Origin of the sequence: Streptomyces sp. NPDC101191 (assembly GCF_044767915.1) — a bacterium.
Lineage (GTDB): Bacteria > Actinomycetota > Actinomycetes > Streptomycetales > Streptomycetaceae > Streptomyces.
This window is the reverse complement of the sequence record NZ_JBIWOU010000001.1, coordinates 140613-153154: the sequence shown is the minus strand read 5'-3', so window position 1 is coordinate 153154 and position 12542 is coordinate 140613. Positions and strand designations below refer to the sequence as shown.

Genomic DNA, 12542 nt, shown 5'->3' with positions numbered 1-12542 from the left:
GGACGGAGGTTCCGAGATGCGCGGGCACACCGACGGCCGCGTCCCCCGGAGTGGGGGACGCGGAAGGCGTCGGCTCACGAACGAGGAGTTCAACGCACTCATGCGGGACGCGCGTGCTGAGACGCGCCGCCGGTTCATGGGCCGCCCGCCCAGTGGTGAGCCCGACTTCGCCCTGCGCACCCAACACGCCGAGTTCGGGGCGGCCGCCCACTGACCGGGGTCGCGCTGAGTCCGCCGTGGGCTCTGCCCTGCGCCCACGTCGAAGCCCGCCGCATCGACGGCGGCGGCTACACGGGCTGCCTCGCCCCTCCCTCGGGCTGACGCGGGCCTCGCCCCTCCCTCGGGCTGACGCGGGCCTCGCCCCTCCCTCAGGCTAACGCGCGCCTCTCCCTTCCCTCAGGCTGACGCGAGCCTCGGCCTTCCCTCCGGCTGACGCGCGCCTCTCCCTTCCTTCAGGCTGACGTGCGTCTCGCGACGCCGGCCGCCTCGACCCGGCGGCCCGCCACGGCCCCGTCCTCGGCGACCTCGACCCGTTCACCGGCTGACCCCGGGACGACCGAGCGGCGCGCCGCGAGGGAGGCGAATGAATCCCTTGATTCGGGTGACTCGCCCGGCATGAGAAGACGTCATCGCATGCCTCCGGCGGGAACGGTCGTCGTCGTCACGGGCGCGTCGAGCGGGATCGGACGGGCGGTGGCCCGTGCGTTCGCCGACCGAGGCGCCCGGACAGTCGTCACGGCCCGCAGCGCCGAGGCCCTGACCGAGGTCGTCGAGGAGTGCACCGCCGCCCACCCCAGGGCCGAGGCGACGGCGGTGTGCGCGGACGTCACCGACGCGGACGCCGTGGCCCGGGTGGCGGCGACGGCGATCGACCGCTACGGCCGCATCGATGTCTGGGTGAACGCGGCGGGCGTCGGGATTCTCGGCCTGCTCGACCAAGTTCCCCCGGAAGACGTGCGCCGTCTGTGGGACGTCAACGTGCTGGGCGCCCTCCACGGGGCCCGCGCCGCGCTCCCGGCGATGCGCGGCCAGGGGCACGGCGTCCTGATCGATGTGTCCTCCGTCCTCGGAGGCGCCGTCGAAGCCCCCTACATGGGTGCCTATGCCGTGTCCAAGGCCGCCCTGGTGACGTTGGACGAGAGCCTCCGCCAGGAGCTGGAGCTGACGGGCGACCGCGACATCACCGTCTGCACCGTCCTGCCGACCGGCGTCGACACTCCGTTCTTCGCACACGCCGCCAACCGCACAGGCCGCCGCATGCGGTCCATGCCGGCGGTCGCCACCCCCGAACGGGTGGCGCGGGCCGTGCTGCGCGCCGCCGCCCGGCCCAGGCGGAGGGTTCTCGTGGGCCCCGCCGCTCGGCTGCTGCCCCTGGCCCACACTCTCGCGCCGTGGCTGGTCCGCACACTGATTCGGTGGCGCACCGAGCACGGCTATCTCGGCACTCCCGGCACGGCGAGAGCCACGACGGGCGTGCTCTACAGCCCCTCGGGGGACACCGCAGCGGTGGCGGGCGGCTACCACGCAGGGCTTCGTACGGCAGCACGCCGAGCCGTCGCCCTGGTCGCCGTGGGAGCGGCGGCGGGAGTGCTGGGTGCCCGTCCCCGGCCCCGCGCGTAGACGCCCGTCCCGGCCACACGTAGAGGAGAGAGCACCGTGGCACAGTGGAACCGCCTCATCGAAGCCCGGCCGGACGACGTCTGGTCCGTCCTGAGCGACGGACAGCAGTACGCCCGATTCGTGGTCGGTACCCACGACTCCTGGGAGCAGAACGGGCATTGGCCCGCCCCGGGCGCGGAACTGGGCTACACCCTGCGCGTCGGGCCGTGGTCCTACCGGGGCCGGACGATCTCCCGCCTGTGCGAACCGGTCCACCGCCTCGAATTGGAGGCGCGTACCGACGTGGGCAGCGCCCGTATCGCCTTCCTCGTGGAGCCATGGGGCGAGGACACCCTGGTCATCGTCGACGAGCACCCCTTGGGCGGACTTGCCGCACGATGGCACAACTCCGCGGTGGACGCGCTCCTGCGCTGGCGGCACCGGTGGATGCTGGTGCGACTGGCCGAGAGAGCCGCAGAGGAGAAGGAGCGGTCCGGTGGCCGTGCCTGACGCAGTGGTCATCGGCTCCGGACCCAACGGACTCGTCGCGGCGAACGTCCTGGCGGACGCCGGCTGGGACGTCGTCGTCGTGGAGGCCCGCGAACACCCCGGCGGCGCCGTGCGCAGCGACACCGGCGTGCACCCCGACTACGTCCACGACGTGTTCAGTGCCTTCTACCCGCTGGCCGCGGCTTCGCCGGTGATCCGCAGCCTCGCGCTCGACCGCTACGGGCTTCGGTGGAGCCACGCACCCGGAGTGGTGGCACACCCGCTCGCGGACGGGCGCTGTGCGGTCCTCAGCCGTGACCCCGAGCGTACGGCGGCGTCGCTCGGCGACTTCGCGGCCTCCGACGCCGAGGCATGGGAGCGTCTGCACCACCTCTGGCAGCGGGTCGGTGACGACCTCATCTCCTGCCTCTTCACCCCGTTCCCGCCGCTCCGCGCGGGACTGCGGCTGATCGCCGGGACCGGGCCCGACGAGGCTCTGCGCCTGCTGCGCACGATGCTGTTGCCCGCACGCCGCTTCGGCGACGAGTACTTCGCGGGTGAGGGAGGCCGCCTGCTGATCGCCGGTAACGCCCTCCATGCGGACCTCGGCCCGGAATCGGCCCTGGGCGGGGGCTTCGGCTGGTTGACGTGCATGCTGGGCCAGGAGTTCGGCTTCCCCGTGCCCGTCGGCGGCGCCGGCCGCCTCACCGACGCGCTCGTCGCCCGCTTGCGCGACCGCGGCGGCACGGTGCACTGCGGCCGTGCGGTCACCCGGGTCGTGATCCGCGACCGCACGGCGGTCGGTGTCCGCCTCGACGACGGTACCGGGATCCCGGTGCGCCGGGCCGTGTTCGCAGACGTGCCCGCCCCACTGCTCTACGAACGCCTCGTCGGTGCGGAGCACCTGCCGGCGCGTCTCGTCTCCGACCTGCGCCGCTTCCAATGGGACTTCGCGACCGTCAAGGTGGACTGGGCCCTGTCCGGTCCCATCCCCTGGGAATGCGCGGGCGCACGCGGCGCCGGGACGGTGCACGTCGCCGAGGGCGTCGACGCGCTCACCTGCTTCGCCGGGCAGCTCGCCAGGGACCGGGTGCCCGATGTGCCGTTCACCGTGCTGGGGCAGATGACCACGGCCGACCAGAGCCGCTCTCCGGCGGGTACCGAATCGGCCTGGGGCTACACGCACGTACCGCAGCACATCCGGTCCGACGCGGGGGAGGGGGGCATCGTCGGCCGCTGGGACGAGCGGGAGAAGGAGGCCTTCGCCGACCGCGTGGAGTCGGGAATCGAGCGCCTCGCGCCGGGCTTCCGAGCCTCGATCCGCGCCCGTCGCGTGCTCGGGCCTCCCGACCTCGAGCGGCTCAACCCGTCGCTCGTGGGGGGAGCGGTCAACCAGGGCACGACCAACCTCCACCAGCAGATGATGTTCCGTCCGGTGCCCGGCACCGGGCGCCCGCGCACGCCGGTCCGTGGCCTCTACCTCTGCTCCGCCACGGCGCACCCGGGCGGAGGCGTCCATGGGGCACCCGGCGCCAATGCGGCCCGGGCCGCCCTCAGGGCACCGCGCATGCCCCGCCGACGCCGTTGAGAACGGCTCACCCGCGGCAGGAGGCGCGCGACGCCGACAACGGCAGGCCAACCATGAGCGGCCCCTGGCAGCCCGGTACAGGGGCGGCGGCCGGGAGCGGCCAGGCGTAGCCGCGGCGGCCTGGCGAATGCCGGGCGGACCCTCGGGTACCCGCCGTGCACACGGCCCGACCGGCCACCCAGGAGGTGAGGTCATGAGCATCCCGAGCAACCCCGACCCTGATCCGCGCACCACGGCCGGCTTGGAGCCGGGCGGCGGCGTACCTCCGGGGGAGACACCACCGGCGGAGACAGGGACCGGCACCGGAACGGGCCCCTATCGGCGGCCGAAGCGCGGCTGGGCGGCCGGCCCGCTGATCGCCATGTGGGTCGTCGTCCTCGCTGTCGCGCTGTTCTTCCTTGTGTACGCGATCCTCCTGGCCACGCGCTGAACGCCTGCCGGGCTCGCGGAACCCGGCCGAAGCGCCACGAGCGCGACGCCCCGTCGATCGCGGCCGGCCCGCGGGGTCTGACCCCGTTGCGTTCCGTCTCACGAACGGCACAGCCGCCAGAGCCCCGCGCCCGCCTCCTTCGCGCACGGCCGGGCGCCGCTACGCCCGGGCGAACGCCCTGCTGGCGAGGATGTTCGCGATCACCACGTAGACGACCGCGGGGATGCCGTAGTCCAGCAGCACCTGGAGGGTGTGCCCGGCGACGTCGAAGAGCCCGATCGACCAGCCGGCGAGCCAGTCGGCGGCGGAGTGGAACCAGCCGACGAGGGTGTTGCCCCGGTTGGCGTCGAGCAGGTCCATGAGGATCCAGACGACCAGGATGCCCGCGAGCACGTGGGCCACGGTTCTTATGACGGAGTCGATGCCTCTCATGGACTCCGTTTTGCCCGCGGCCGCCGGGACAAACGGCCCGAGCCGCGAGCGAAGGACGTCACGAGCGCGGAGGGAACGCCACCGGTACACCGACGGGCTCCCTCCGCTCAGGTGGCCGTCAGGCCAGCACGACCGGGAGGTCGAACAGGTCGTTCTGGGTGACGACCGGCTTGTTCCGCAGCTCCTCGCGCGGGACGGCGAGGCGCAGCCCGGGGAAGCGCGCGTACAGGGCGGGCAGGGCCACCGACGCCTCCAGCCGGGAGAGCGCGGCGCCGGGGCAGACGTGCGGGCCGTGACCGAAGGAGATGTGACGGTTCGGCGTGCGGGTCACGTCGAACGAGCCGGCCGTCGGGCCGTGCTGTTCCTCGTCCCGGCCGATCGCGCCGAACGACACGATCAGCGCCTCGCCCTTGGGCAGGATCCGGTCGCCCACCTCGATGTCCTCGGTGGCGAAGCGGATCAGCACGTGCGAGGTCGGCGTCGACCAGCGCAGGGTCTCCTCGATCACGTTCGCCCACGGCACCTCGCCGGAGAGCACCAGGGCACGCTGTTCGGGGTGGGTCTCCAGGGCGACGACGGCGTTCACGATCAGGCTGATCGTCGTCTCGTGCCCGGCCGCCACCATCAGCTGGAGGGTGTTGGTGATCTCCTCCGTGGTGAGCCGGTCGCCGCCCTCCGACGCCTCGAGCAGCGCGCTCGTCAGGTCGTCCCCGGGCTTCTCGACCTTGCCCGCCACGATCCCCGCGAACAGCGTGCCCAGGTCCGCCATCATCTGCGGCACCTCCTCGGGCGGCGTCTGCGTCGAGAAGAACTTCTCGAACAGGGCCTTCATCCGCGGGTGGTCGACCGGGTCGACGCCCATGAGGTCGCTGACCACGTTCATCGGCAGCGGGTAGGCGAACTCCGCCTTCAGGTCCACGACCTCGCCCGCCGGACGCTCCGCCAGCCGGTCCAGCATGCCCGTGGTCAGCGCCTCGATGCCCTCACGCAGCCGCTCCACCCGACGGGCGGTCAGCGCCTGCGCGACCAGCGTGCGCAGCCGGCGGTGCTCGTCGCCGTCCACCGTCAGCATCGACCTGCCGGGGTTCGCCAGGCCGATCAGCGGCCAGTCCATGGGTATCTCGCCGCGCTGCCACGCGCCCCAGACGCCGATGTCCTTGACCAGGCGGGCATCGGTGAGCAGCCGCCGCGCCTCGGCGTGGTGGGTGACCGCCCAGCAGGCCACCCCGCCCGGCAGGACGACACGGGCCAGCGGGCCGGCGGCCCGCAGCCGGGCGCTCTCGCCGTCGAGGTCGGCGACGAACGGGTCCAGGGCGATGGCGTCGGCGGCGGACGCGGCGGGGGCGTGCGGGCAGGTCATCCGAGGGCTCCAAGGGCGGGGGTCGGGGTGTAGGTCACGGGGAGCGCGGAGAGACCGCGCAGCCAGGGCGAGGGGCGGCGGGCGAGCTCGGACGCGGGGACCGCGAGGTCGACGTCCGGCAGCCGGTCGAGCAGCACCTCGATCCCCGTGCGCGCGATGGTCTCGGCGACCTCCTGCGCGGGGAAGGGGCAGCGGTGCTCGCCGTGGCCGAAGGAGAGGTAGGCGTTGTTGCCGCCGGTGAGCCGGCCCGCGTCGGCGCGCACGTGCGGATCGGAGTTGGCGGCGGCCAGGCCGAGCAGCAGCAGGTCGCCGGAGCCGATCCGGCGCCCGCCCAGACGGGTGTCGCGCGAGGCCCAGCGGCCGGCGACGTTCTGGGTGGGGGTGTCCTCCCACAGGACCTCGTTCATCGCCTCGCCGACGCTGTGCCGGCCGCCGGACAGGGAGGCGGCGAACCGGTCGTCGGTGAGCATCAGCCGCAGCGAGTTGCCGATCCAGTCGGCGGTGGGCTGGTGGCCGGCGGCCAGCATGACCATGAGGTCCTGGGCGACCTCCTCGAGCGTGAAGCCGGCGGTGTTGCCGAGCATGCGGGAGGCCACGTCGTCGCCCGGGGTCTCCGCCTTCGCGGCGAGCAGGGCGAACATCGACTCCGCCAGGTGGCGCTGGCCCTCCAGCGCGCCCTCCTGACCGTTGATCATGTCGTTGAGGGCGGTGACCAGTGCCGGCCCCTGCTCGTCGGAGAAGCCGTAGACGCTGGCCAGGACACGGACCGGCAGCAGCATCGCGTACTCGGCGATGATGTCGCAGGCCCCCTTGCCGCAGAGGGCGTCGATGAGCTCGTCGGCGAACCGCTCGGCCCGCTCCTTCAGCAGGAACGGGTCGATCCCCTCCAAGGCGGCGGAGATGACGCCCGCGCGCTCGCGGTGCCGCTCGCCGACGGTGTAGAGGATGGAAGGCTGCTTGCGGCCGATCATCGGCAGCAGCGGCCAGTCCGCCGGGATGGCGTCCCACTGGTTCCACAGCTCGGAGTCGCGGGAGAACAGGACCGGGTCGCTGGTGACCTGGTGGAGCTCGCGGTAGCCGAGGACCAGCCAGGCGGGTACGTCGCCGTCCAGCACGACGGGGGCGACCGCCCCGTGCTCGCGCCTGATCTGCCGGTACAACTCGTTGGGGTCGGTCTGGAAACGCGGCCCGCTCAGGGGGACGGGCGGCTGCTCGGAGAGGGTCACGGGGCGGGCTCCGGGATCGGCTGCGGGACCGGCGGCGTGGCCGGGGCGACGACGCTCCGCAGGTGCTCGACGAGCGAGATGAGGACCTGCTTGCTGGACTCGCGCGACCGGGCGTCGCAGAAGACCAGCGGAACCTCGTCGGCGAGGTCGAGGGCCCCGCGGATCTGGGCGGGGGTGTGGGCGGGACCGCCGAAGTCGTTGCACGCGACGACGAACGGCGTTCCGTGGTGTTCCAGGCGGTCGATGGCGTACCAGGAGTCGGCGAGCCGGCGGGTGTCGACGAGGACCACCGCGCCGAGCGTCCCGGAGAAGAGGCGGTCCCACAGGAACCAGAACCGCTCCTGGCCGGGCGCCCCGAACAGGTACAGGACGTTGTGGGCGTCGAGCGAGATGCGGCCGAAGTCGAAGGCCACCGTGGTGGCCGACTTGGCGGTCACGCCGGCGGTGTCGTCGACGCCCTCGCCCGCCTGCGTCATCGTCTCCTCGGTGTTCAGCGGACGGATCTCGCTGACCGACCGGACCAGGGTGGTCTTGCCGACTCCGAATCCGCCGACGACGACGATCTTCAGTCCGTTGTCGGCGGTGCTGTGCAGGGTCTGGCGCTGTTCAGAGGTTACGGAGTCCAACGAGCACCTGCTCCAGGATGTCGTGATCGGGAAGGCGGTACGACGCGCGGGGATGCCGTGCGCTGACCCGGCCGGTGTCGTGCAGGTCGGCCAGGAGGATCCGTGTGATCGACACCGGCAGGCCGAGTTCGGCCGCCACCTCCACCACGGCGGTGGGGTAGCGGCACATGCGCAGGATCGCGGCGTGCTCGGACTGCATGCCGGGGACCGGGTCGCTCTCGGAGACCACCAGGGTCACGAGGTCGAAGGCGTCGGATCCGGAGCGGCTCCGGCCGCCGGTCAGGGTGTAGAGCCGGTCGGGGGAGTCGTCCCGGCCCGGCCTGACGCGGCTCATCCCCGGGGCCTCGCGACCAGGTGCTCGCCCAACTGCTCCACCAACTCGGACATGTTGTGGCCCACGAGGCCGGCGTCGGCGTCCTCGTCGGCGACGACCGCGAGGTGGGCGCCCTCGCCGGCCTCCACGATGAACAGGATGCCGCCGTAGAACTCGGCGATCGCGGAGCGGACCCCGCCGGTGCCGTCGCCGAACTCCACGGAGGCACCGTGCGACAGGCTCTGGATGCCGGCGGCGATCGCGGCGAGCTGGTCGGCCTGGTCGACGGAGAGCTCGGGGGTGCGGCAGAGCTTGAGGCCGTCACGGGAGAGCACCAGGGCGTGCCGGGTGCCCGCGGTGCGTTCCAGCAGGCCCTCGAGGAGCCAGCTGAGCTTCTCGTCGGTGGTGGAGCCGGTCATTACGAGGTGCCTTCCGGGTACGGGGGGTTCGAGGACGACGACGGCGTCCGCGGTGCGGACGTCCGGCTGCCGGCCGGATCGGACGGTACGGAGCGGTCGCCGGGAGCGGCCGCGACGGGGTCGGCCGGGGCGGACGGGGACGCGGTGTCCGGTCCGCCCTCGGGCTCGTCGTCCGGACGGACGGCGGTGGCGCGGACCGCGCTGCGGAACGTGCCGAACCGGTTCGCCGCCCCGGCCGCCGCGCCCCTGCGGGGGCCCTCGGCGGACGCCTTCGCGGCGACCTCCGGGCCCTGGGGGTGGGCGGCGGCCATGGCCCGGCCGCGACGGCGCTGCGGCAGGCCGCTCTCGCCGAGCAGCGGGTGCTCGGCGGTGGTCTCGGCGGGGCTGTCGTGGACGGTGTCGGGCTCGGGCGCCGGCACCGGCGCGGGGAGGGAGGCGGCGGTAGCGGTCCCGGCGGGGGAGACGGGCGCGGACAGGCCGCGACCCGACACCGGGGGCAGCGGGTCGGCGGGGCCGGCCGCCGGCTCGGCGGACGCGTGGCTGATCAGTTCCTGGGGGAGCATCAGCAGGGCGCCGGTGCCGCCGCGCGCGGAGGGGCGGAACGACACGGTCAGGCCGTGCTTGCGTGCGAGCCGGCCGACGACCGCGAGGCCGAGGCGGGTGCCGGAGAGACCGGCCAGGTCCTGGGGTGCGGAGCCGACGGCGGCCTCGGCGCGGCGCTGCTGCACGTCGCTCATGACGAGGCCGCTGTCCTCGACGGCGATGATGACGCCGGCCGGGACCTCCTCGACGTAGACGTGCACCTCGGCGGTGGGCGGAGAGAAGTTCGCCGCGTTGTCCATGAGTTCGGCCAGGGCGTGCATGACGCCCTCGGCCGCGTGCCCGGCGACGGCCGCGTCGCTGGTGGAGTGCAGCCGCACCCGCTGGTAGCCGCTGATGCGGCCCATGGCGCCGCGGAGGATGGACTCCATGCCGATGGGCCGGGCCCAGCGCCGGCCGGACCTGGCACCGCTGAGCACGGCGACGGAGTCGGCGAGCCGGCCCGCCTGAGCGGTGCGGTGGTCGAGGTGGAGCAGGTCGGTGAGGACGTCCTCGTCGGCGTGCCGGTTCTCCATCTCCCGGAGATCGGCGAGCATGCTCGTGGCGAGCGCCTGCATACGTCCGGCGGCGTTGGCCGCGGCCGCCATGGCGGCGGACCGGCCGGACTCGGCGCGGCGCAGCCGGGCCTCGAACTGCGCGGTCTCGGCGGTCCGTTCCCGGGTCAGCTCGGCGAGTTCGGCCGCGTGGGAGCGGGTGAGCTCCTCGGCCCGGGCCGTGTGGGCCGCCAGGGCGGCGGCGGTCTCCGCCTCGTGCCGTTCCCTGAGCGTGGCCGTCTCGCGCTCGGCGGTCGCCTTGAAGCCGACGAGGTACGCGTTCTTGGAGGCGACTTCGGCGGCGAGGGTCTCGGCCCTGCGGCTCAGGGCGCGCGAGATCCGCCCGTACCACGTCACGGCGAAGGCCGAGGCCGACAGGAGCAGGACACCGCAGGCGGCGAACCAGCCGAGCGGGGCGCGGACCTCGCCCGGTGCCGCGGCGACGGCGGCCACGGCGAGCGCGCCGCCCGCGGCGGCGGTCAGCAACGAGGCGGTCAGGGCAGGACGGAAGGGGGTGGGTGACGCCGACATCAACCAGACTCTCGGGAGCAGGCACGCAGGGGGAAGGGAGTCGCAACGACGGCACTATAGAGGCGTTCTTGATCAGTTCGGAACTCTCGTGACCGGATCAGCATTCAATGAAGGGCATACTTTTCCGACACTGCGCCCAGAAGGTCCGAACTTGTTAGCCCCCCAGGAAGTACCGTGCGGTAACAGCTTCCTGAGTGCCCCTCGGCCGCGACCTTGGCGCTCATCCTTCTGAGGTGACGCCAGTTGAGGAGCGCACGAGGCAACTCGCCGCGCGGTTGTGGCGGAGCAGAGGGCACGCGTCGACGACATGCCGAACACCCGGGTACTCCGCGTCACTCGCAGGCCTGCGTCCGCCCGACCGATCAGGAACGCCGTGGCACGGCGCAGGCCGGTGTTCCTCCCGGCAGCCTGTGGCGGTGTGCGGCGATGACCCGATAGGCGCGGCGCGCGCCCCACCGCACGCCGGGCAGCAGCAGCATCGCCCCAAGCGGTGCCCACGCTCCGCCCGCGCTCAGCAAAGCCTTGGCCACGGCCTCGGCGCCTCCGTACACAGCCCCGGGCGGAGTCACCCACAGCACTTCGTACGCTGCGCGCTCCGGGGTGACGCCGAGGGCGCGCAGATCCGTGAACTGCCAAGGGACGATGTCACAGCGGGGCCCTACGCGGCGTTCGGCGAAACGCGCCGACGTCGTGCAGAAGCCGCAGTCTCCGTCGTAGACGAGAACAGGCCGGGAACGCATACCCCCAGCATGGTGCGTCGCGGCCGCGGGGACACGCCGGATCGACCGGTGCGTCGCCTCGGACCCTCGGCAGAAGTCGCGCGGCTCCGCATGTCTGGCAGGCTTGGACGGGTGACGGCTGATCGGCAGGGGCCTGCACGCACCCCGGACGGACGGTACGTGATCGTCGACGGGAGGCGTTGGCGGGCCACGGACCCCCATCTGCCCGAGGACGTCGCCGTACGGCTGCGTTCCCACCTCATGGACGCGCGCCGCGCCGTCGCCGCCGCACGACGTACCCACGACGTGGAAGCGGAACGCGCAGCCCGGATCCGGGTGCACACGGCGAAGGTCGCCCTCGGGGAGCGTGGCACTCCGTGGTGGGACCAGCAGGAGAGCGAGCGCCGCGTTCGCTGGACCGAGGGGCTGGAGCAACTCGACGGCGGCACGCCGTAGACATCACCGGCACCGGCACCGGCTCCGGCACCGCTCCGGCACCGTCACCGGCACCCGCGTCGACACCGCACCGGGTCCGGTGTTCTTGTGGTGCCGTAGGCGGAACGTCCACGGACCGTTCGACCCTCGCGGCGCGGCTCGGTCCGCATCACGCAGGGCCGGCTCCTCCGCCGGGTGCACCGGTGGAGGAGCGGCGGAGCGACGTCTCCTCTATACGGCCTCCATGGCCGAGCAGACCGGTCTGCTCGAACGCGTGGTCGCGCATGAGGGTCGGCAGCCTCCGCCTCGACAGCAGGTCGACGGCCAGCGGGAAGAACGGACGCCCTGCCTGCGCGAGCCTGAGCCACGGAGGTGCGTAGACGGACGGAGCGCGGCGCTCGATCCCGCGTAGGAGCCACGCCGCCACCTGGTCCACCGGGTACACACGGCGGGCCGGCGCGGGCATGTGACCGCGCAACTCCCGCAGCACCGTGTGCCGGTCGACGTCACGGACCATGTCGGTGTCGGTCCAGTGCAGGTACGCCACGCCCACGGCGACGCCCACGTGCGCCACTTCGGCCCGGACGGAACGGGCGAAGGCCTCGACCCCCGCTTTGGACGCGCAGTAGGCGCTCATCATCGGGGCGGCGCCGAAGGCCGCCGTCGACGCGACCTGGAGGAAATAGCCACCCGTGGAGCGCAAGTCCGGGAGGAAGCAGCGAGCGGTCGCGGCGCTCCCGACGAGGTTGATCTCGATGACGCGACGCCAGGTCTCCGGGTCGGACGTCTCGAAGGGGCCTCCTTCGGCCACGCCGGCATTGGCGATCACGACCGACGGGGCGCCGAGTTCCAGGGCCACGGCCTCCGAGGCCTGGCGCATGCCGACATCGTCCGTGACATCGACCTCGACCACGCAACTCTCCGCGCGGAGGGTCCTCGCGACGGCGTCCAGCGTGCCGGCCTCCCGGCCGAGCAGGGCCACCTTCATCCCCCGGGCGGCGAGCCCACGGGCCAGCCCGGCACCCAGTCCCCGCGCGGCTCCCGTGACGACGGCGGTACGTCCCTGCACATCCCAGGTACGGCTCATGGCAGTGTCTCCATCAGAAGCGTCGGATGACCGCCTGCAGCGGCAACCGGCCTGTCGGGTAGTGGTCAACCGTGGTCGGCACCGGCGTCCCCTGGGAATGCGCGCGGTCGGGCGGCGCAGGGATGGGGGGCGCACCGCCGCAGTCGCCGCGCCAC

General features: G+C 73.3%; 14 protein-coding genes. 5 read left to right on the top strand and 9 right to left on the bottom strand.

All coding sequences use genetic code 11. From position 1 onward, the window contains the following. The first annotated feature begins 633 nt into the window (after window positions 1-633). The 4 genes from ACIRQF_RS00680 to ACIRQF_RS00665 all read left to right on the top strand — a co-directional run bounded on the left by ACIRQF_RS00680 (window position 634) and on the right by ACIRQF_RS00665 (window position 4106). Complete coding sequence (locus ACIRQF_RS00680) at window positions 634-1620, top strand: SDR family NAD(P)-dependent oxidoreductase (RefSeq protein WP_404087639.1); 987 nt, start codon at window positions 634-636, stop codon at window positions 1618-1620. Window positions 1621-1656: 36 nt separating this feature from the next. Further along, window positions 1657-2109 (top strand): SRPBCC family protein, encoded by a 453-nt coding sequence (locus ACIRQF_RS00675; protein WP_376634075.1) that lies wholly within the window; start codon window positions 1657-1659, stop codon window positions 2107-2109. Continuing rightward, window positions 2102-3676 carry a phytoene desaturase family protein gene (locus ACIRQF_RS00670; protein ID WP_404087637.1) on the top strand — a complete coding sequence of 525 codons (1575 nt, stop codon included), beginning with the start codon at window positions 2102-2104 and terminating at the stop codon, window positions 3674-3676. The genes ACIRQF_RS00675 and ACIRQF_RS00670 overlap by 8 nt, the downstream gene beginning before the upstream one ends. Before the next feature lie 193 nt (window positions 3677-3869). Beyond that, window positions 3870-4106, top strand: a complete 237-nt coding sequence (locus ACIRQF_RS00665; RefSeq protein ID WP_389757501.1) for a DUF6480 family protein — start codon at window positions 3870-3872, stop codon at window positions 4104-4106. A 159-nt stretch (window positions 4107-4265) separates the two neighbouring features. Here the strand turns inward: ACIRQF_RS00665 and ACIRQF_RS00660 are convergent, their stop codons facing one another. The 8 genes from ACIRQF_RS00660 to ACIRQF_RS00625 all read right to left on the bottom strand — a co-directional run bounded on the left by ACIRQF_RS00660 (window position 4266) and on the right by ACIRQF_RS00625 (window position 10886). Next, window positions 4266-4538, bottom strand: coding sequence for a hypothetical protein (locus ACIRQF_RS00660; RefSeq protein ID WP_376634078.1), 273 nt, complete (start codon window positions 4536-4538; stop codon window positions 4266-4268). Window positions 4539-4656: 118 nt separating this feature from the next. Further along, window positions 4657-5898, bottom strand: coding sequence for a cytochrome P450 (locus ACIRQF_RS00655; RefSeq protein WP_404087634.1), 1242 nt, complete (start codon window positions 5896-5898; stop codon window positions 4657-4659). After that, window positions 5895-7124, bottom strand: coding sequence for a cytochrome P450 (locus ACIRQF_RS00650; RefSeq protein WP_382485928.1), 1230 nt, complete (start codon window positions 7122-7124; stop codon window positions 5895-5897). The genes ACIRQF_RS00655 and ACIRQF_RS00650 overlap by 4 nt, the downstream gene beginning before the upstream one ends. Then, window positions 7121-7750 (bottom strand): ATP/GTP-binding protein, encoded by a 630-nt coding sequence (locus ACIRQF_RS00645; RefSeq protein ID WP_376634084.1) that lies wholly within the window; start codon window positions 7748-7750, stop codon window positions 7121-7123. The genes ACIRQF_RS00650 and ACIRQF_RS00645 overlap by 4 nt, the downstream gene beginning before the upstream one ends. Next, window positions 7731-8084 (bottom strand): DUF742 domain-containing protein, encoded by a 354-nt coding sequence (locus tag ACIRQF_RS00640; protein ID WP_376634086.1) that lies wholly within the window; start codon window positions 8082-8084, stop codon window positions 7731-7733. The genes ACIRQF_RS00645 and ACIRQF_RS00640 overlap by 20 nt, the downstream gene beginning before the upstream one ends. Continuing rightward, window positions 8081-8482, bottom strand: a complete 402-nt coding sequence (locus ACIRQF_RS00635) for a roadblock/LC7 domain-containing protein (RefSeq protein ID WP_266900618.1) — start codon at window positions 8480-8482, stop codon at window positions 8081-8083. Before ACIRQF_RS00635 ends, ACIRQF_RS00640 begins: the two co-directional genes overlap by 4 nt. Further along, window positions 8482-10146 (bottom strand): sensor histidine kinase, encoded by a 1665-nt coding sequence (locus tag ACIRQF_RS00630; protein ID WP_404087631.1) that lies wholly within the window; start codon window positions 10144-10146, stop codon window positions 8482-8484. The genes ACIRQF_RS00635 and ACIRQF_RS00630 overlap by 1 nt, the downstream gene beginning before the upstream one ends. Window positions 10147-10508: 362 nt before the next feature. Continuing rightward, window positions 10509-10886, bottom strand: a complete 378-nt coding sequence (locus ACIRQF_RS00625; RefSeq protein WP_404087629.1) for a thiol-disulfide oxidoreductase DCC family protein — start codon at window positions 10884-10886, stop codon at window positions 10509-10511. Window positions 10887-10976: 90 nt separating this feature from the next. Between ACIRQF_RS00625 and ACIRQF_RS00620 the strand changes: the two genes are divergently transcribed. Next, on the top strand, window positions 10977-11321 hold the full coding sequence (locus ACIRQF_RS00620) for a hypothetical protein (RefSeq protein WP_404087627.1): 345 nt from the start codon (window positions 10977-10979) through the stop codon (window positions 11319-11321). A gap of 148 nt (window positions 11322-11469) precedes the next feature. Here ACIRQF_RS00620 and ACIRQF_RS00615 read toward each other — a convergent pair whose 3' ends face one another. Further along, window positions 11470-12387, bottom strand: coding sequence for an SDR family oxidoreductase (locus tag ACIRQF_RS00615; RefSeq protein ID WP_404087625.1), 918 nt, complete (start codon window positions 12385-12387; stop codon window positions 11470-11472). Between the last annotated feature and the right edge of the window lie 155 nt (window positions 12388-12542).